We start from the raw sequence: 20,718 nt of genomic DNA, 5'->3' as shown, positions 1-20,718 counted from the left end.
CTTAGATGTCTTAGGTGGTAAAAACAAAAAAGCCCCGATTTACATCGAGGCTTTAGTAATATTATAAAGTCCCCTTCAGGGGATTTAGGTATTAAGCAAATTGCTTTCCTTTAACTTTACGTTCTTGTTCTGTTAAGAAGATTTTACGTAAACGCATGCTTGCAGGTGTAACCTCGATGTATTCATCAGCCTGGATGTACTCCATAGCTTCTTCTAACGAGAATTTAATTGCTGGTGCGATACGAGCATTATCATCAGTACCAGATGCACGCATGTTCGTTAATGCTTTTCCTTTAACAATATTTACGACCAAATCATTATCACGGATGTGCTCACCCATAATCTGACCTTCATAAACATCAACTCCTGGATCAACAAAGAAACGACCTCTATCTTGTAACTTATCAATTGAATAAGCAGTAGTTTGACCTTTTTCCATTGAAACCAATACACCGTTAGAACGACCAGGAATTGTACCTTTCCAAGGCTCGTAAGCTTTGAAACGGTGCGCCATAATCGCCTCACCGGCGGTAGCAGTTAAAACGTTGTTACGTAAACCAATAATACCACGAGATGGGATTTCAAATTCTAAGTGTTGTAAATCGCCTTTTGGCTCCATAATTAACAACTCACCTTTACGTTGAGTTACCAATTCGATTACTTTACCAGAAACTTCACCTGGTACATCAACAATTAAAGTCTCAATTGGCTCACATTTTTTACCGTCAATTTCTTTAACAATAACCTGTGGCTGACCAACCTGAATTTCATAACCTTCGCGACGCATGGTTTCGATTAGTACAGATAAGTGGAGAATACCACGACCATAAACCAACCAAGAATCAGGAGATGCGGTTTCAATAACTTTTAACGCCAGGTTTTTTTCAGTTTCTTTAATTAAACGTTCTTTAATACGTTGCGATGTAACCAATTTACCTTCTTTACCAAAAAATGGAGAGTTGTTAATAGTAAACAACATATTCATCGTTGGCTCATCGATACTGATAACAGGCAATTGCTCTGGTGCGTCAAAATCAGAAATGGTATCGCCAATATCAAAACCATCAATACCTACAACAGCACAAATATCGCCTGAACTAACTTCTGTAGTACGGATTTTTCCTAAACCTTCGAAAGTATAAAGTTCTTTTACTCTTGATTTTACAATTCTACCATCGCGTTTAATTAAAGTAACCGGCTGATTTTCTTTAATTGTACCACGATGAACACGACCAATTGCAATACGACCTACGAAAGACGAATAATCTAACGAAGTAATTTGCATTTGTAAAGTACCATCATTAATTGGTGCAGGTGGAATGTTTGCTACTACGGCATCCAATAAAGCGAAAATATCAGTAGTTGGCACTTTCCAATCTGTACTCATCCATCCTTGTTTCGATGAACCGTAAATAACAGGGAAATCCAATTGCTCTTCAGTTGCTTCAAGGTTAAAGAACAATTCGAAAATTTGTTCGTAAACCTCTTCCGGGCGACAGTTTTCTTTATCTACTTTGTTTACAACCACAATCGGTTTTAAACCAAGTGCCAAAGCTTTTTGCGTTACGAAACGCGTTTGAGGCATTGCACCTTCAAAAGCATCGCAAAGTAAAAGTACACCATCTGCCATTTTCAAAACACGCTCTACTTCACCGCCAAAATCCGCGTGACCAGGAGTGTCAATAATATTAATCTTTACATCTTTATACTGTACCGATACGTTTTTAGATACGATTGTGATACCACGTTCTCGTTCTAAATCGTTATTATCCAATATCAAATCTCCTGTTTGTTCGTTATCACGAAAAATAGAACAAGAATGTAAAATCTTATCAACCAATGTAGTTTTACCGTGGTCAACGTGTGCTATAATAGCTATATTTCTAATCTTTTGCATAAAATGCGCCTCAAATTTGGCGCAAAGATAGTGTTTAGAAATGGATTTTCTACTATATAGCTTGCTATTTAATGCTAAGATAATATTGTAATTATCTCATTTTTAATTAGAAAAGCAGCCAAACGATCTTTTCGGTTTGTATTCGTATTGTTTTCCATTCAAATCTATTTTATAAAAATTTAGACGGCACAAATATTTCAAAGTTGTAGTGAGGCAAAAAACTATAATGAGTGAAAAGCTAAACCGTTTTAAATATGTTGATATTAATCAATATTTTATAACTAAATGAAAAACAACACATTATAATAAAAATATTTTTTAACTTCAATAAACCTTAATTCTAAATTAATTATGAAAAGAACAATTATTTCTAGAGGCGCACTCCTAATTGCGTTATCTGCATTATCATTCCAAAGTTGTAACAGCGAAAAAAAAGCTGAAACAACGGATACAACAACCATTATCTCAACCGATACAACAATTGTAGATAGCACGGCTTCAATGTCAAAAAAAATGACAGACACTACAGACACAGGTGGCAGAGCAGGGCAAGCGCCACCAGCTGTTAAGAAATAAGATTTATAGATAGAGTTTTCAGCTATTTTCTGAATTTAATGCAACGTCTTCAGCCGTTTCTTTTGTCTGCAATTTTTGTTTACTTAAAAAGTGTTGTTCCCTGAATTTAGTTAGTTTGTTAATTAACCAATGCTCTACTCTATGATGCGTTGGCGTTAATAAAGAAGCAATAATCACAAAAACGATAATTTCGATGATTGGAGAATGATGTGATTTTTCGGCTACAAATGGATGAATAAACAAAGTAAGATATTCAAATAACATTAGTAAGGATAAAATACCTGAAAACTCTATTACTTTTTTTGAAACTTTCCTCCGGCTTAAAAATATACTTACAAAAAATAGAATTGGTATAAATATGCCGATGGCGAGTAATTGCAATTTTTGCTTCCTGTCTTCGGCCTCTTTTAATTTTGATTCTTCTATTTCCTTTTGCCGAAATTCTTCTGCAATTGTAATACTCTGAACTTCCTTCGCTCTTTCTTTACTGTCTATTGAATTAGAAAGGTTTACGGCAATTTCCTGATAAGCAAAAGCACTATCGATTTTATTTTCTCCTTTATATAGTTTTACAAGAAATGTACTTGCATCTACAGCTCTTGCGAAGAATTCATTTTTAATTGCTAAATCATAAACCTTTCTGGCATAATAAACCGCTGAATCAATTTTTCCTTCTTCTTTGTAAACCTTCGCCAAGCCCAAATTACATTCTGCCAAAGTGTTTAAATCACTTACTTTTTCTAAAATCGGCATACTCTTCCTGTAATAGTTGAGCGCATTTAAATAATCTTTGCGTTTCAAATAAATGTTGCCAAGGTTGTTTAATGATGTTCCGGTAATAAGATCGTTTTTTTGAAGCAGTGAGAGTTTGTAAGCACTACGTGTATAAATCATTGCTGATGAAAGCTGGTTAGATTTCTCATAAATATCTCCAATATTTAGTTTCGAATAAAGAATTAAACCTGCAAAACTATTCTTCTTGGCAATTTCTTCGGCTTTAAATGCATAAGAAAGTGCTTTTCCATATTCCTCTTCGCTACTATAAACCAGTGCCATACTAATATAAGTGTTGGCCATATTTTCAGGCAGACCTCTCTTTTCATGAATCTTCAGTTCTTCTATGAAATATTCTATAGCCCGGGGATAATTATGCAAAGAATGAAAAGCATTAGCCAAACCGTTTAGTGCCCATGATTCACCTTTTAAAAATTTAATTTTCTTTGCTAATTTATAAGCTTGTTGCGCAAGAATTAATGCAGAATCGGGTTTTGATTTATGATAAGAATAACTCAAATCATACAGTACGCTAACTCTTCCGCTATCTGTTTTTTGAGAAGCTAAATCTTTGTACAAACTATCCAAAACTTGTTTCTGAGAAAAACTTGTAACTGAAACAAATAAAAAAAGACTTAAAAGAGCTATTAATTTCATTTTTAGAGATTTATAAGTTAAATTTAATACATATAAATATGTTTATCCTTATAAAATCTGGATATTTTATAATCATAATCTTTTACTTTCTGCCTAATTTGTAAAAGACAGTACTCTAAAATTAATCTTTCTCGAAAATGAAAACACCCCTGTTTTTATCACTTTTATTTTTCTCCACTATATTGAGCTTTGCTCAAAATAAATATGCAGTTATTGTTGGCATTAATGAATACTACGATAAGCCCGGTGTAAAGAGCAATGAATACAGTTTAAAAGGCTGCGTAAATGATGCTATTAGCATGAAATCACTTTTAGTAAATCGCTTTACTTTTCCTAAAGAAAACGTAAAAACATTATTGAATGCTCAAGCTACACAAAAAACGTTTTTAGCTGCAATGGAAAATATCCTCGAAAAAAGTAAACCCGGAGATGTTGCTGTTTTCTTCTTTTGTGGCCATGGTGTTTATACAATCAATCCGGAAAATAAAGCCGACTCGGTTAAACAAGGTTATAATCAGGCGATTTGTATGAGCGATTTATATTCGCCAAACTATGAATGCCTGGTTAGAGATAATACCTTAAAGATACTTTTCAATCGATTTGTTCAGAAGAAAGTTACCTTAACCAGCATTCTCGACTGCTGTTACAGCGAAAATATCCCCATGGCACCACTACCACCCGTTTACCATAACCCTTACCGAGTGGTAGATGTTAAAACAAACAAAGTTGTTCCAACAGGCGTAATTGATTTAAGGTCATTTAAACTCAACAAAACCCTTACAATCGCCGACAAGACCATAATCGAAAGACCGTCAGAAACCCCTAATTCTCGTTTTGCGAATTTGGCTGCCTGTTCATGGGCAGAAAAGGCCGTAGAAATTTGGGATGAAGGGGGTAGGCCACATGGCGCATTTACCAAAACAATTATAAATATTTTCGAGAAAAGTAAAGTCGATTTACCCCTATCTGAAATTATTGCAAGGATAAAAAATGATATCGATGTGGTTCAGAATTTACAGCAAAGGCCCGGATTTCGCTATGATACACTATCGCGAGACAAATTAAATTTTATCGGCTTACCGGTTCAGTCGACTATTCCTTTACTGCAAACCCGGGTTGTTAGCAGCCTGCCCGGAAAAGTTATTGTAGATGTTGGCGCTAAAGACGACATTATGATTGGAAACATTTTTTCGACAAAAGACAAGGCGATTAGTTTTACGATTTCAAAGGTTTTTCCTGATAGCGCATTAGGTGTAATCGACCCAAAAATTACGATCAAGAAGGACGATGTGTTTTTTATTAGGGATAGATACCGGGTCTCTAATCCGATAATAAAAGTTTATGTTCCAGCATCAACACTTAAATCTGCAGCGTATATGGATATGTTTAATAAGCAGGTTTTGCCATTTACGAAAGAAAAAACATATCAGGATTATTTTAATTTTAACGACAACCAAACCGCAGCAACTTTCTTATTCAATAACCAGGAAAATTCGGGTCTGGAAATTTCAAAAATCATAAAGCAAAACGAGTTTTTTGTACTAATGGCTCTACCTTCAGATATCGCAAGCGCAATCAAATCTACACTCCTGAAAGAACAAAGCCTTAAACTTGTAAACACACCAGGTGAGTCAGATTTCGCCTTATATGTAAATTATGCAGCGATATCAGAGGATAATAAAAGCCCAAAATTCGTTTTCAGTTTCCGCAAGCCTTTGCCCGCCGATGTTAATGTAAAAAAGAATGCTGAAGTAGTTTTTTGGGCTGATAACGTAGCTTTTCCTAGTCTTAACCTAAACAAAACTCAGTTAAACCAGCTTAGTAAAGGCATACGGAAATTAAGTTATGCGGCTATTCGCAGCAGAGGAACTCAGTGGATTAATACATATCCGAGAAGATAGACATTATTTCATGAACCAGCTTTATTTAAGATACTTTAGTTTTGATTGAAGCTGGCAGGAATAATTACAAAATTAATGAGCTTTTAGTTTTCAGACTCAGAATAATACATCGAATTATAAGGATTTGATTTTTTTAGTGTTAACGCTATAGCTAACGTCATAAAAGTCTGATAAATAAGCCCGGCAACGCTAATGCCTCCCTCCTCTATTGTTACAACTGAAAATTTTTGTTGCAGAAAATACGTTAACCATGAAGAAATCAAACCAAGCATTAAAATCATTAAAACTTGAATAAATTTTATAGTTATATCTTTAATAGTTAGTTTAACAACAGTTGTAACCATTAAAAATGTAATTAAACCAACATACATAAAACTTAAATGTTCCAGTCCTAAATCCTCAAAGACCTGATAAAATATTGGACTTCCAACAAGAAAAATAAAAAAGAAAAGTACAAGTATTACAGCACCACTATATTTATATTTAAGATAAGCATGGTTAGTTATAATTAGAGAGGTTGCAAATAGAATTGGAAAAAGAAAAATGGCTGGAGGAAAAAAGAATGCCAATGGTGTATTTACAAAAGTCGTGATCCATAACCACAAAATTGTTTGTTTCTGCCTTTGATTAAGGAAAACATTTATTAACCTTAAATTTTTCAAACCTCAAATGCCCAGTTTAAAAATGCAGGCATTGCATTTTCCCAGGTTGGCACATCGTGTTTACCGCCAACTTTTTCGTAATAAAAAATATTTTCAGGTCGTTTGTAACCTTTCTTCATCAGTGATTTCACCACGTCGATGGTATCATCTATAGAATCAATAATCAAATTTTTATTACGATCTGCCTTTTCATCCTCCGTTCCTGTCATTAACCAGAATTTCATATCTGCTTTGGTAGAAGAGGTATCAATAAGCGAATGCATAATCCGGTCGGCATCGGTATAACCATCAGCCAAATCTTTTTTGCGCCACCAAAAAGCTCCGGAAAAAACACCAATTGAATCAAACACTGATGGATTGTTCCAGGCAATATCAAAAGCAGATAAGCCACCTAAAGAAAAACCACCGAAGGCAACTTTACCAGTTATTGGCATTGCAATTTTCTTTTTGACAAACGGAAGTAGTTCTTTTATAATAAAATCGCTGTAAAGATTGGCTTTCGCTCCGCGACCTTTAAAATCTGGAACACCCGCAACGCCATATTCCATTAATCGCTCTGAAGATGCTTTAATGGCAACTACAATTAACCTATGGTTTCTTTTATTTTGATGTGCTTCTTCTAAAATCCTTGTAAAATCCATTTTCGCTACATCCTGACCATCATTTAATAAAAGAAGTTCTATTTTTTCGTTGCCTAAAATACCTTCGGGCACATAAATATCTATATCAACCTCACGCTTTAAAAAAGCCGAAGGAACTTTAAATGAAATGGAATTAACTTTAACTGATAATATTGTTGTGTACATAATATTCAAACTCACTAAAATTAGGCATAGCCATAATTATTGCAAAGGTACAAATCCTTATAAATTATCAATTAGCAGCCATCAATTTTTACATTAAGCATAATTTTGATGCATTTAGATTCATTTTATTAAATTTAATTTATACCTTAAAACATTAAATTTTATTTATGGTTAAAGAAGAACATAAAAAGTGGTACAGCCCAAATTTAGGTACTGATATCGACATGCTCATCTTTGGTCACGGTGGTATCCCTATTCTACTGTTCCCAACAAGCATGGGTAGATATTTCGAAACTAAAGACTTCAAATTAATTGATTCTGTAGAAGGATTTATAAATGAAGGTCGAATTAAGATTTATTGTCCGGATGGTATTGATAAATTAAGCTGGTATAACAAAGGCGTACATCCCGCAGATAGAGTTAAAAATCATATTTGGTATGATAAGTACCTGCTGGAGGAGGTTGCCCCTTTAGCCAGACATGAAACCGGACATAGCAAAATCATTACTGCGGGTTGCAGTTTTGGAGGTTACCATGCTGCCAATTTTGCATTCAGGCATCCCTGGTTGGTTAGTCACATGTTTAGCATGAGTGGCGCATTTGATATTAGTGGCCAGATGGATGGGTTTTACAATGATGATGTTTATTTTAACAATCCTGTGGATTATTTGTTAAACAACAGCAACCCAGAGTTACATTATTTGAAAATAGTTTTAGGCACATCCGATAGAGATATTTGCCGCCCAGAAAACGAAAGACTGTCGCAAATTTTAGCTCAAAAAGGGATTAATCATTGGTTGGATGTAAGACAAAATGCCGATCATGATTGGCCAATATGGCGAGAAATGTTCCCGAATTATATTGCACAACTTTAAAAAATAAACGTTTTTCGTTGCTCGTTATTCGAAAAACGAATTAAAAAACAATTAAAACTTATGAAAAAAATAGGTATTTTATTTGGCCAGGAACGCTCCTTTCCTGAAGCCGTAGTAGAGAGAATCAATCAAAAAGCAGAAAAAGGCATTACCGCCGAACCTGTTCAAATAGAAAAAATACTTCAAAATTCACCATTAGATTACGCTGTAATTATCGATCGCATTTCTCAAGATGTGCCCTTTTATCGTGCATCATTAAAAAATGCGGCTATTACCGGAACTGCTGTTATCAATAACCCATTTTGGTGGAGTGCCGATGAAAAATTTTTTAATAATGCTTTAGCCGAACAAATCGGTGTGCCGGTACCTAAAACTGCGTTAATTCCATCAAGACAACATCCAACAGGTACAACAGGCGAATCGTTTTCTAATTTAACAATGCCTTTAAACTGGGATGCCATTTTTGAATATACTGGTTTTCCTGCTTATATGAAACCTTATGATGGCGGTGGATGGAGAGATGTTTACAAACTTCATGATAAGGAAGATTTTTTTGATAAACATGCCGGAACCGAGCAGTTAGTAATGCTTTTGCAGGAAGAAATCATTTTTGATGAATATTTTAGGTGTTACTGCATTGGTGGAAAGCATGTGCGCATTATGCAATACGAGCCTCGCAACCCACATCATTTACGTTACGCAGTAGATGGTAAAAGTCCAGACCCAAAATTGCTAAAAACTGTTGAAGAGTATACATTGAAATTGTGCCAATATTTAGGTTATGACTTTAATACAGTAGAATTTGCGGTGAGAGATGGTATTCCAATTGCTATCGATTTCTGCAACCCTGCGCCTGATGCAGATATTAAAAGCGTTGGTCAAGAAAATTTTGATTGGGTAGTAGAAACAACCGCAAACTATGCCATTGAGAGAGCAAAAGCACAAAAACCTGGTCAAGACAACTTAACTTGGGGGGAATACATAAAAGCTTCAGTAGCTGGCAGACCATTAATTGCAAAAGCAGAACCAAAGGTAAAGGCAGAACCAAAAGTAAAAGCAGAGAAAGCGCCTGAAAAGCCAAAAGCTGCACCAGCTAAAAAAGCACCAAAAAAATAAAAGGGATTTTAACCAAATATCACTAAAATGAATGAATTCACGCTTGGTATAGAGGAAGAATACATGGTAATTGATCCCGTTACCAGGGAGCTTACTTCGCATGACCAAAAAATTGTTGAGGCCGCACAAAAAATACATAAAGATCAGGTTAAGGCAGAAATGCATCAAGCTGTTGTAGAAGTTGGAACAGGTATTTGCAGGACAACAGAAGAAGCCCGTAAAGAAATTTCTCAATTACGATACACCGTTTCGCAACTTGCAGGAGAGCAAGGTTTAAGAATTGGCGCTGCAGGCACACACCCTTTTTCACATTGGGAAAAACAGTTAATAACAGAACATCCCCGTTATAACGAAATTGTAAATGAGTTGCAGGAAGCAGCCCGTTCAAATTTAATTTTTGGTTTACATGTTCATGTTGGTTTTCAATCTCGTGAATTGGCTATTCACATTGCAAATCAGGTACGATATTTCTTACCACATGTATTTGCATTGTCAACCAATTCTCCTTTTTGGGAGTCAAGAAACACCGGTTACAAATCGTTCAGAACTAAAATTTTCGATAAGTTTCCACGTACAGGCATTCCTGATATTTTTAACAGTATTGAAGATTACGACAATTACGTAAAACTCCTTATTAAAACCAATTGCATGGATAATGCAAAGAAAATTTGGTGGGATATTCGCGTACATCCATTCTTTGATACGGTAGAATTTCGTATTTGCGATTGCCCGATGTTAATTGATGAAACCATGGCTTTTACAGCTTTATTCCAAGCTTTATGTGCTAAATTGTATAAACTTCGTTTGCAAAACATGGAATTTATAAGTTATTCAAGAGCCTTGATTAATGAAAATAAATGGCGTGCGGCTCGTTACGGAATTGATGGAAATTTAATCGATTTTGGTAAAGAGATGGAAGTGAATTGCCGAAACTTAGTTTTAGAATTATTAGATTTTGTAGATGATGTTGTGGATGATTTGGGATGTAGAAATGACTTAAATTACGTCCATAAAATACTAGAACATGGCACAGGTGCAGATAGGCAGTTGGCGGTTTACGCACAAACTGGTAACTTTGAATCGGTAGTAGATTACATTACTACTCAAACACTTATAGGCGCTAAGTAATTTTACAATGGATAAAAGCAGTTTAAAGGTCGCCGTTATTGACATGAATAACGGCGCTCCAAATCAGGGTATGCGAGGAATTCAGGAAATTTTATCCCGGTTTGGCAAAGATCATAACATTAATCTTTCTTTCGATATTTTTGACTTAAGGCAGAAAGGAGAAATTCCAGGACTTGAGTATGATGCTTACATTTCGAGTGGTGGTCCGGGAAGTCCAATTGCAAGTAAAGGCGAACAATGGGAAAATGAGTTTTTTAATCTTCTTAATGAAATAGAAGCTTTCAATCTTAGTAACGACGATCAGAAAAAATATGCCTTTCTCATCTGCCATTCATTCCAGCTGGCTTGCAGAAAATTTGAGTTGGGAAACGTAACCGAAAGGCGTTCTAATGCTTTTGGAATTTTTCCAATTACATTAACTGATGATGGTGAAAAAGAGCAAATTTTTGAAGGCATTACAAACCCGTTTTTTTCTGTAGATAGCAGAGATTGGCAGGTAATCGAACCCGATTTTGCAGCTTTTGAAGCTAAAGGCGCTAAGCTATTGGCAATAGAAAAAGAACGAAAACATGTTGATTTAGAACGCTGTATGATGTCTATCCGCTTTACTGATGAAATTATAGGTACGCAATTCCATCCAGAAGCAGACCCCATTGGTATGAAAATGTATTTGCTGCAAGATGAAAAGAAGAAAGCAATTATATATTTGCATGGAGAACAAAAATATTTAGACATGTTAAATAGTTTGGATGATCCAACTAGAATTGTACTAACTCAAAGCGTTATTCTTCCTAACTTCTTAAACAAAGCAATAGGAAATTTACAAGAAGCATAAGCCCGAATTCATAACTAAAATTGAACTATTGATGAGCAAGTTAGATTTATTTTAATTTGCTCATTTTTTATAAACCGAATATTATGATACCTGCTCAACGCCAAAAGTACAACCAGCAATTTACTACAGAAAAGTATAAAAACTTCATAAATGAATTAGAAAGCGGCTTTAAAGAAATTCCATTTCGAGTTGCAGAAACACCTGTATTTGTACCTAAAGCTTTAAAAGAAAAACTAATTACAGCGGGTAAGGAAATTATAGAGCTGATAAAACAACCAAATTTTAAGGAATTAACTCAAAAATCTATACCATCAAACTGGAATGTTCCAAATGAAAATAAACAACCACATTTTTTAACTTTTGATTTTGGAATTTGCAAAAACGAAGCTGGTGAATTATCGCCAATGCTGATTGAAATGCAGGGATTTCCATCACTTTATGCTTTTCAAATACATTTAGCGAATACTTTTCGAAAATGTTTTGACATTGATAATTCTACAAACCATTTTTTAAGTGGTTTTGATGAAGAAAAATACATCAAACTTTTTAAAGAAGTTATCATAGGCAAGCATCAACCATATGAAGTTGCAATAATGGATGTTGATGCATTAAACCAAAAAACTGCTATCGATTTCTTTGTAACCCAAAAGATGCTTGGCATTAAAATCCTTGCCTTGGAGGATATTAAAAAAGTTGATAATAAACTATTTTACGAGGAAAATGGAAAACTCATTCAACTGAAGCGAATATACAATCGGTTAATTTTTGATGAAGTTGCTGATAACGAAGATATTTTTAAAAATAGTTTCGACCCGCGTGATAAATTGGAAATAGAATGGGTAACGCATCCAAATTGGTTTTACAGAATTAGCAAATACACCATGCCATTTCTTAAAAGCGAATTTGTACCAGAAACCAGATTTTTAAATGAGATTACAGAGATTCCTGCTGATTTGGAAAATTATGTGCTAAAACCTTTATTTTCATTTGCAGGTATGGGTGTAATTATCGATGTAACGGAAGCAGATATAAATAAAATCTCTGACCCTGAAAATTGGATTTTACAAAGAAAAGTAAATTACGAAGCAGTAGTTCAATCTCCGGATGGTGGTGTAAAAGTAGAAATTAGGATGATGTATTTATGGCCAGATGGTGGTCAGCCACAACTTTGCACCAATTTAGCCCGGTTAAGTAAAGGTAAAATGATTGGTGTAAGATACAATGCCGATTTTAATTGGGTTGGTGGCACCGTTGGTTTTATGGAAGAATAACTTTTCTTTTGACCGCAAAGCACTCAATGCTATAGCGCAGAGTACACAAAGTATCTTAATAGCTTTATTCCTATATATAAATTTGGTAAAAAATATCCATTAAACTTAGCGCTTCTTAGCGAAAACCTTTGTGTATTTTGCGGTTAAATATTGATAGAAATCCAATAATTTACATTCAACTGAACTCAAAAGTGTAAAAGCAACTTATATTTGTTTTATGAACACGCAAACAATTTTAGTCTTTTTGCTTTTTGCAGTTGCATTAATTTATGTTGCCCGTTTGGTTTACAAATCTGTACAGGTTAAAAAGGATGGTTGCGGTGGCAACTGTAAGTGTGGGGTTGATTTTTCTGATATCAAACCCATAAAAAAATAATACCACTACTTATGATCAATCAGTTTAAAAATTATTTTCAATCTAAAATAGAGATAACTGATGAGCAATTTGATAGCATTTCATCTACATTAAAAGTAAAAAAATTCGATAAAAACGAAATTTTGCAATACAAAGGCGATATGCTTAAATATGGCTTTTTTGTAGGAAAAGGCTTGCTTCGTTCTTATTCTATTGATACTAAAGGCAAAGAACACATTCTTCAGTTCGCTCCAGAAAACTGGTTTATTGCCGATAGAAACCAAATGCATGAAGAGCCATCAGATTTTTTTATCGAAGCAATTGAAACTACGGAATGTGTTATATTTCCTGATAATTTTATGAGTGAGGCATCGCGAAAGGTTCCATGCTTATTAGCATTAAATGTAAACATGCTTCATAATTCTATCCGTTTTATGCAAAAAAGAATAAATATGCTTTTGAGTGCAACGGCAGAAGATAGATATCTTGATTTCATAAAGCTTTACCCAAGCCTTACCCTACGCGTTCCGCAATGGATGATTGCATCCTATCTAGGTATAACCCCAGAATCATTAAGCCGAGTTCGAAAAGAATTGGCAAATAAACACTTCAGGCCTTCATAAATTTTGAATGTATGAATTTTGATTGAGTGAGTTATAAGGTTTGATAACATTCAATCTATCATTCTCAAATTCACTCATTTAATTACCATACATCAATTCAATATTCTTATCTGTGCTATACTTTTGTGTTGTTATTTTAAACACCTCAAAAATAAAATTTATGGCAACTACAAAATGGATTTTAGATCCAACCCACAGCGAATTACAATTTAAAGTAAAACACTTAATGATAACTACTGTTACCGGTAGCTTAAAATCTTTCACTGCAGATTTAACTTCAGAAGGTGATGAATTTGAAAACGGAGAAATTGCCTTTAGCGGAGAAATTGCTTCTTTAGATACAGGAAACACCGATAGGGATAATCATTTAAAAAGTGGTGATTTTTTCGATGCAGAAAAATTTTCGACAATAGAATTTAAATCTTCATCAATTGAAAAAGACGGTGTTGATTACCTGGTTACAGGCGATTTGACAATTAAAGGCGAAACAAAATCAGTGAAATTAACTGCTGAGTTTGGTGGTATAGCAACTGACCCATGGGGAAATACTAAAGCAGGCTTCACATTAAGCGGCAAAATTAATCGTTCTGATTTTGGCTTAACCTGGAATGCTGCCTTAGAAACTGGCGGAGTAATGGTTAGCGAAGAAGTACGCATTTTAGGCGAATTACAGTTCGTTAAACAAGCATAGAGTTTCGGGCATAGCTCTATATGCCCAAAACCCCTTGCCTTAATTATAAAAGGTAATGGAAACTAAACAAATCTCAAAAATACTAAAAGCACCGGCGCCACACATGGTTGGCGATGATTTTAGGGTACATAATTTTTTTCCCAAGGGATATAAAATTGATATGAATCCGTTTTTTTTAATGGATTATGGCTCTAAAATAGAATTTTCTGCAAGGAAAGAGCCTCGTGGAGTAGGAGTACATCCGCATCGTGGTTTTGAAACTGTTACCATTGCTTATCATGGGGCAGTTGCTCATCATGATAGTGCCGGAAACAGCGGTGTTATTTATTCTGGGGATGTACAGTGGATGACAGCAGCAAGTGGCATTTTGCATAAAGAATATCACGAAGAAGCTTATAGTTTAGCTGGTGGTCCTTTTCAAATGATACAGCTTTGGGTTAATTTACCAGCTAAAGATAAAATGAGTAAGCCAAAATATCAGGCAATAAAACAGGCTGATATGGCCAGCTTTAACTTACCAGAAAATGGTGGAAAGATTGAAATTATTGCTGGTAACTACCAAAACATTCAAGGTAATGCAAGCACTTTTACTCCTATTGAATTGTATAATGCAAGGTTAAATAAAGGCGGAAAAGCTGATTTTAACTTTTCGGCAAACTTTAATACCGGCTTCATAGTAATTGAGGGTAACATACAAATAAATAATACCGAAATCGTTTCTGCTGATAATTTCATCTACTTCAAAAACGAAGGAACCGAAATTAGTATCAAAGCTTTGGAAAATTCCGTTGTATTAATTTTAAGCGGTGAACCAATTAATGAGCCTATTACTCAATATGGTCCATTTTTAATGAATACGGAAGAAGAAATAAACGAAGCAATTTCAGATTATAACCAGGGGAAATTTGGTTATTTAGAAGAGTAAAATAGGTTTATAATTTATTTTTTTTGAGCCGGCATCTTTTTTATAATTTGTCGGCTTTATTGTATTTTCTTAAGTTTTGATGCTTAACTACTCAATATCTAAAATTACATTCTATTTTCATACAATCTTCATTTAGCATCATCATATTTGTTACATAAATCAGAACGGAAAAATGTCTGGAAAACAAGTATTTCAAACTGAGACTAAAAGACGCTGGCATGCTTTTACATGGGTTAGCAGATCATTTTTCTTGGTTTTTTTAGGTGCCATAATTTGTGTTGCCTTAACTTTATCATCAGTTCAATACCCTAATTTACCTTTTATAAATACAAATAGGACATTAACTGAAAAGCAATTAGAAAAGTTAAAAAAATCTCAGCAATACAAAGACTTCACTATCGAGAAATCGAAGTTGCAGAAAATCAAAAAGGACAGGGCGCAAAGAATTTTAACCAAGCATGGTGATAAAAAACGCATCAACATGGCATTTTATGTTAGTTGGGCAGGAACTGTTAACAAATCATTACCTGATCTTAAAAGGAATATCGGTCATTTAGATATGGTTGCAACAGAATCTTTCTTTCTAAATGGCGATTCGATTGTAGATAAAGCTGATACCGCAGCATTAAGAGTAATTCATGAAGGTAAAAAAACAGCCATTGCGGTAGTTTCTAACTTCAATAAAGATCACTGGGATGGTGAAGCAGTTAGAAGATTATTGGTTGATATGCCTGCACAGCAAAAACTAATTTATAATCTGATAAGCATTACGAAAAAGTATGGGTATAAAGGCATAAATATAGATTTTGAAGAATTAAACCTCGAAAATCGTGATGGTTTTAATAATTTTATGAAAAACCTTTACGCACAATTTCATGCCGAAAAATTAATTGTTTCTCAGGATATTTCTCCTGAAAATGATGATTATAGTCCTGAAATATTACAAAACTACAACGATTATATTGTGCTAATGGCCTACGATCAGCATACTGAAAGTAGTAATGCCGGCGACATTTCACATCAGGAATGGGTTGAAGAAAAGCTGGATGATATTTGTAGTAAAATGGATGCCAGCAAAGTGATTTTAGCTTTGGCTTGTTACGGTTATGATTGGCCGGATAAAAGCATGGGTACATCAGTTACTTACGAAACAGCAATGACACTAGCTGTTAATTACAAAAGCAAAGTAAACTATAATACCGCTTCTGCTAACTTAAATTTTAGCTATAAAGATGGTAGTGGTATAAACCATAAAGTTTATTTTACTGATGCAGCAACTAACTTTAACTTAATTCGAAAAGCGGATGATTGGGATATTGCTGGTATTGCTTTGTGGCGATTAGGATCTGAAGATAAACGTCTATGGCAATTTATTTCTAATGATTTGAGCTTAAAATCTTTAAAGAAAAAACCTATAGATTTTAGAAAAATATCACCACTAACCATGGGTGGAATTGCATATATCGGTGATGGTGAAATTCTTGATTTAATTTCAACACCTAATCCTGGTACTGTTAGATTTACACTTAATAAAGATGATTTTACAATCGCTAATCAACAATACATGCGTTTGCCAACACAATACGTAATTAAAAGGTTTGGCGAAGCAGATAAAAAAATTGTTTTAACATTCGATGATGGACCAGATCCGGTTTACACACCACAGGTATTAAGCATTCTTAAAAAAGAAAATGTACCAGGCTGTTTCTTTGTAGTTGGAATTATGGCCGAGAAAAACATGGAATTATTAAGGCAAGAATATGATGATGGTTATGAAATCGGAAACCATACATTTTTCCATCCTGATATGTCTTCCATCGGACCAAGGAGAGTAAAATTTGAGTTAAATGCCACTCGCCGCTTAATTGAGGCCGTTACAGGTCATAGTACCATTTTGTTTCGGGCGCCATTTAATGCCGATGCCGAACCTCAAAATACCTCAGAGATTTTGCCAGTGGCACAAAGCAGAAAAGAAAATTACATCAACATTGGAGAGTTGATTGATCCAGAAGATTGGGAACCAGGCAAAACCGCAGACCAAATTTTTAATGACGTTGTTAAACAAAAAGACAATGGCAACATCCTTTTATTACATGATGCAGGCGGAAATCGCGAAGCTACTGTTGCTGCTTTGCCAAGAATTATAAAATACTTTAAGCAAAATGGTTACACTTTTACTACTGTTGGCGATTTAATGGGTAAGAAGAGATCTGAATTGATGCCTGCTGTAAAATCAAGCGCAAATAGTGGTTTTCTTAGTTCTGGAGATTATTTTTTTATTAATTTCTTTTACTACGGAAATATGATTTTAAATATCATATTTAGTGTTGCCATCGTTTTAGCAATTCTAAGAACGATTTTTATTACCTATTTAGCAATCAGGCAGCGAGAAATATCTAAACGAAATGCTTACAAACTCATTAAAAATCCATCAGAGAAAGTAAGTATCATTATTCCAGCTTATAATGAAGAGATAACGGCTTTACAAACCATTAATAGTTTATTAAAGACAACGTATCCCAATTTTGAATTAATATTTGTAGATGATGGCTCCAAGGATAAAACCTTTGAAATTATTAATGAACATTTTGGCCATCATCCACTAGTTAAGGTTTACCGAAAAGAAAATGGTGGTAAAGCTTCTGCTTTAAATTATGGCATAACAAAAGCAAGTGCAGAGTTTATAATCTGTATTGATGCAGATACGCAACTAAAAACAGATGCTGTAAATGAACTAATGCGCTATTTTTATAGTCCAAAAATTGCTGCCGTTGCAGGAACCGTAAAAGTAGGTAATGCGCACAACATCATTACAAAATGGCAGTCTATCGAATACATAACCGCTCAAAACATGGATCGCCGTGCTTTCGATTTATTAAATACAATTACTGTTGTTCCTGGTGCAATTGGCGCTTTCCGTAAAGATGTAGTTTTAGAAGTTGGTGCATTCACAGTAGATACGCTAGCTGAAGACTGTGATCTTACAATGCGCATTTTAAGAGCAGGTTATAAAGTTAAAAATTGTGATGTTGCAATTGCCTACACAGAAGCGCCTGAAACAGTAAACATGCTTTTAAAACAACGGTTTCGTTGGAGCTTTGGTGTAATGCAGAGCTTTTGGAAAAACAGAAAAACGCTGTTGAACAAAAAATACGGTTACTTCGGTATGGTTGGAATGCCAAACATCCTGATTTATCAAATCATTTTACCACTGTTTTCGCCACTGGCAGATTTGTTTATGCTGATATCTTTAATCAGCGGATTCTTTTCTTTAAGTGCGATAAATAACTTAACACTTACAGGTTTCTCTGGAATTTTAAGCCTGCATAATGGTTTTGGCCAGGTATTATTCTATTATCTAATTTTCATTTTTGTAGATATGATCTTCGCTGCAATTGCCTTTAAAATGGAAAATGAGAAATTCAAAAACCTGTTGTACATTTTCCCTCAACGTTTTTTCTGGAGGCAGTTAATGTATCTGGTTTTATTCCGTTCTTTCCGCAAAGCGATAAAAGGAGAGTTAGAAACCTGGGGAACACTTAAAAGAACCGGGAACGTTAAGGAAGCAACAACTTAGTAAGCTGTGTATAAATTTTTGTCACATGAGCTTGTCGAATGCATCAGAAGGTACTTTTTGTAAGACCTTCGACAGGAGGATGACATTTCGTATTTATGATAAAGCCTCTTTTGATTTTTTTATCAAAAACTATATTTTTTCAATCAAACAAACAGCATAGGCAACAACACCTTCTTCTCTACCGACAAAGCCCATCAACTCATTTGTAGTTGCTTTAATTGATATCTCTTCGGTAGAAATACCAATGGCAGCCGCAATATTTTCTTGCATTGCAGGTATATGAGGATTAATTTTTGGTGCTTCTAAACACAGCATTGCGTCAATGTTACCAACTTGCCAGCCTTTTTCGGTTAATAATTCAACAGTTTCTTTTAACAAAACTATACTACTAATGCCTTTCCAGCGGTCATCAGTGTTTTTAAAATGAAATCCAATATCTCGTAAATTCGCTGCGCCTAAAAGGGCATCGCAAATAGCATGTAATAAAACATCAGCATCCGAATGGCCAAAAGCGCCCTTATGATGTTCGAGTGTAACACCCCCAACCACAAAAGGATGTTGATCTTTTAACTGATGGACATCAAATCCAAAGCCTACTCTGATTTTCATAAAAATGATTTTTAAAAATTATTGCCACGAAATTGACTAAATAAATCTGAATTGAGTTTTATTTTAATCCTTTTTTATCACCGAAATTAAACAAAAGGCTAAAACGCAATGTATTCGCCAGCGGACTTGTTTGTGCGTTTGCAATTAGGTAAGCGAAATCAATATTAAAAACATTGTATTTTAAGCCTGCGCCTAATGTAAAGTAGCGACTATCACCTTTCTGTGGACTCTGATAATTATAACCTCCCCGAATAGCGAACTGTTGATTGTACCAATATTCAAAACCTGTAGAAATTCCAACTTCTTTTAATTCTTCACTAAAACCTCCTGGTGCATCAGAAAACGACCCAAATATACCTGCAGGAACTGAACGATTTGGATCTTTACCGCTTACGATATTATTATTCGAATCGTAAATCGGTTGGGTTGGAACCAAAAGCTTGTTAAAATCTAAAGCCAGCGTAAAAGTATTAAAGTCATCGATAGCAATCGTTCCTGCGCCTCCTAATTTAAAATTAGTTGGCAGAAAATAATTTTCTCCACCGTCAGAATAATTCATTTTAGTGCCAATATTTGAAATGTTTGCACCTGCAGAAAGAATTGTATTCTTATCGAATAAAGTTGTGGAAGTCTTATACAAACCAGCAATATCAATCGATACGGCATTTCCGCCGCGAACTTGACCTGTTGAAGAGAACTGACCAGAAGCTAAATTAGAATAGATGTATCTTAACGAGCTTCCTAATGAAAACTCCTTACCAAAAGAACGGGCAAAGGTAAAATCTAATGCTAACTCATTAGGGTTTGATATTCCTAAATCTTGTTGATTAATATCAGTTAACTGAATTTGACCTAAAGAAAAATATCTTAGAGATGCTCCAATAGTATTTCTGTCGTCTAATTTATAAAAACCAGAAACATATGCTAGGTTAATATCAGGAACCAGGCTTTTTAACCATGGGCTATAAGAAAGTGCAAAACCGTATGGCTTATCTAAAAAGGCAAGTTTTGCGGGATTTATACTTGCAGAATTTACATCCCCTGTAACAGCAACACCTGCATCTCCCATCGCCCCTGCCCTCGCATCTGGTGTAATTAATAAAAATGGAACTGCAGTAACAATATTATTAGATTCACTACCATTGGTTTGGGTACCTGAAATAGTTGCCTGGGCATTTGCCTTACCAAATACTAGAGCAACAGATAATACAGAAAAAGCAAGTTTACCGATGTACTTGAAATTCATCCTTAAAGGTACGTGATTTAAGATTTTTGGTAAGTTAATATTTTTGTAGAATATATTTATCAAACGTAGTAACTGTAGTTATATTTTACAGTAAACTTACTATTTTTCGCAATTCTACTAACTAAATCTACGCCTTTTCTTTTGAATTTTTTATACCATTTATCAATCTTTGATTTTATTACTGCTATAACATT

The 20,718-nt window shown here is 34.6% G+C and carries 18 protein-coding genes; 12 read left to right on the top strand and 6 right to left on the bottom strand.

Annotated features, from left to right (window positions below; all coding sequences use genetic code 11):
• Positions 1 to 91 precede the first annotated feature (91 nt).
• Positions 92 to 1,897 carry a translational GTPase TypA gene (gene typA / locus IEV50_RS15740; RefSeq protein ID WP_188416136.1) on the bottom strand — a complete coding sequence of 602 codons (1,806 nt, stop codon included), beginning with the start codon at positions 1,895 to 1,897 and terminating at the stop codon, positions 92 to 94.
• 351 nt (positions 1,898 to 2,248) lie between these two features.
• On the opposite strand from typA, the gene IEV50_RS15735 reads away from it, so the two are divergent.
• The gene (locus IEV50_RS15735; protein ID WP_188416128.1) at positions 2,249 to 2,473 is read left to right on the top strand and encodes a hypothetical protein; all 225 of its coding nucleotides are present in this window, start codon (positions 2,249 to 2,251) and stop codon (positions 2,471 to 2,473) included.
• A gap of 18 nt (positions 2,474 to 2,491) precedes the next feature.
• On the opposite strand, the gene IEV50_RS15730 is transcribed toward IEV50_RS15735, so the two are convergent.
• Positions 2,492 to 3,904, bottom strand: coding sequence for a tetratricopeptide repeat protein (locus IEV50_RS15730; RefSeq protein WP_188416126.1), 1,413 nt, complete (start codon positions 3,902 to 3,904; stop codon positions 2,492 to 2,494).
• A gap of 137 nt (positions 3,905 to 4,041) precedes the next feature.
• Between IEV50_RS15730 and IEV50_RS15725 the strand changes: the two genes are divergently transcribed.
• Positions 4,042 to 5,805: a caspase family protein gene (locus IEV50_RS15725; RefSeq protein WP_188416124.1), complete on the top strand. Its 1,764-nt coding sequence runs from the start codon at positions 4,042 to 4,044 to the stop codon at positions 5,803 to 5,805.
• A gap of 83 nt (positions 5,806 to 5,888) precedes the next feature.
• On the opposite strand, the gene IEV50_RS15720 is transcribed toward IEV50_RS15725, so the two are convergent.
• Positions 5,889 to 6,467, bottom strand: a complete 579-nt coding sequence (locus IEV50_RS15720) for a hypothetical protein (protein ID WP_188416122.1) — start codon at positions 6,465 to 6,467, stop codon at positions 5,889 to 5,891.
• Positions 6,464 to 7,273 (bottom strand): alpha/beta hydrolase, encoded by an 810-nt coding sequence (locus tag IEV50_RS15715; protein ID WP_229746764.1) that lies wholly within the window; start codon positions 7,271 to 7,273, stop codon positions 6,464 to 6,466. The genes IEV50_RS15720 and IEV50_RS15715 overlap by 4 nt, the downstream gene beginning before the upstream one ends.
• Positions 7,274 to 7,440: 167 nt before the next feature.
• Between IEV50_RS15715 and IEV50_RS15710 the strand changes: the two genes are divergently transcribed.
• The 10 genes from IEV50_RS15710 (at position 7,441) to IEV50_RS15665 (ending at position 18,669) form a co-directional block, all read left to right on the top strand.
• Positions 7,441 to 8,148 carry an esterase family protein gene (locus IEV50_RS15710; protein WP_188416121.1) on the top strand — a complete coding sequence of 236 codons (708 nt, stop codon included), beginning with the start codon at positions 7,441 to 7,443 and terminating at the stop codon, positions 8,146 to 8,148.
• A 60-nt stretch (positions 8,149 to 8,208) separates the two neighbouring features.
• A complete protein-coding gene (locus IEV50_RS15705) occupies positions 8,209 to 9,264 on the top strand; it encodes an ATP-grasp domain-containing protein (RefSeq protein ID WP_188416119.1) in 1,056 nt (351 codons plus the stop codon).
• A 27-nt stretch (positions 9,265 to 9,291) separates the two neighbouring features.
• Positions 9,292 to 10,392, top strand: a complete 1,101-nt coding sequence (locus IEV50_RS15700) for a carboxylate-amine ligase (protein ID WP_188416117.1) — start codon at positions 9,292 to 9,294, stop codon at positions 10,390 to 10,392.
• A gap of 7 nt (positions 10,393 to 10,399) precedes the next feature.
• Positions 10,400 to 11,227 (top strand): type 1 glutamine amidotransferase, encoded by an 828-nt coding sequence (locus tag IEV50_RS15695; protein WP_188416115.1) that lies wholly within the window; start codon positions 10,400 to 10,402, stop codon positions 11,225 to 11,227.
• An 83-nt stretch (positions 11,228 to 11,310) separates the two neighbouring features.
• The gene (locus IEV50_RS15690) at positions 11,311 to 12,498 is read left to right on the top strand and encodes a hypothetical protein (RefSeq protein ID WP_188416113.1); all 1,188 of its coding nucleotides are present in this window, start codon (positions 11,311 to 11,313) and stop codon (positions 12,496 to 12,498) included.
• A 217-nt stretch (positions 12,499 to 12,715) separates the two neighbouring features.
• Positions 12,716 to 12,874 (top strand): FeoB-associated Cys-rich membrane protein, encoded by a 159-nt coding sequence (locus IEV50_RS15685; RefSeq protein WP_188416111.1) that lies wholly within the window; start codon positions 12,716 to 12,718, stop codon positions 12,872 to 12,874.
• A gap of 11 nt (positions 12,875 to 12,885) precedes the next feature.
• Positions 12,886 to 13,476, top strand: coding sequence for a Crp/Fnr family transcriptional regulator (locus tag IEV50_RS15680; protein ID WP_188416109.1), 591 nt, complete (start codon positions 12,886 to 12,888; stop codon positions 13,474 to 13,476).
• 160 nt (positions 13,477 to 13,636) lie between these two features.
• Positions 13,637 to 14,167: a YceI family protein gene (locus IEV50_RS15675; RefSeq protein WP_188416107.1), complete on the top strand. Its 531-nt coding sequence runs from the start codon at positions 13,637 to 13,639 to the stop codon at positions 14,165 to 14,167.
• Positions 14,168 to 14,222: 55 nt separating this feature from the next.
• Complete coding sequence (locus IEV50_RS15670) at positions 14,223 to 15,092, top strand: pirin family protein (protein ID WP_188416105.1); 870 nt, start codon at positions 14,223 to 14,225, stop codon at positions 15,090 to 15,092.
• A gap of 172 nt (positions 15,093 to 15,264) precedes the next feature.
• Positions 15,265 to 18,669, top strand: a complete 3,405-nt coding sequence (locus IEV50_RS15665) for a trifunctional glycoside hydrolase family 18/polysaccharide deacetylase/glycosyltransferase family 2 protein (protein WP_188416103.1) — start codon at positions 15,265 to 15,267, stop codon at positions 18,667 to 18,669.
• Positions 18,670 to 18,798: 129 nt separating this feature from the next.
• On the opposite strand, the gene ispF is transcribed toward IEV50_RS15665, so the two are convergent.
• Positions 18,799 to 19,278, bottom strand: coding sequence for a 2-C-methyl-D-erythritol 2,4-cyclodiphosphate synthase (gene ispF / locus IEV50_RS15660; protein WP_188416101.1), 480 nt, complete (start codon positions 19,276 to 19,278; stop codon positions 18,799 to 18,801).
• Positions 19,279 to 19,336: 58 nt separating this feature from the next.
• A complete protein-coding gene (porV, locus tag IEV50_RS15655; RefSeq protein ID WP_188416098.1) occupies positions 19,337 to 20,524 on the bottom strand; it encodes a type IX secretion system outer membrane channel protein PorV in 1,188 nt (395 codons plus the stop codon).
• Positions 20,525 to 20,718: the final 194 nt, after the last annotated feature.

The sequence above is a fragment of the Pedobacter mendelii genome, assembly GCF_014635725.1.
In the GTDB taxonomy this organism is placed as follows: Bacteria; Bacteroidota; Bacteroidia; order Sphingobacteriales; family Sphingobacteriaceae; genus Pedobacter; species Pedobacter mendelii.
The sequence above is the reverse complement of the archived record's forward strand: the minus strand, read 5'-3'. Positions and strand labels throughout refer to the sequence as shown.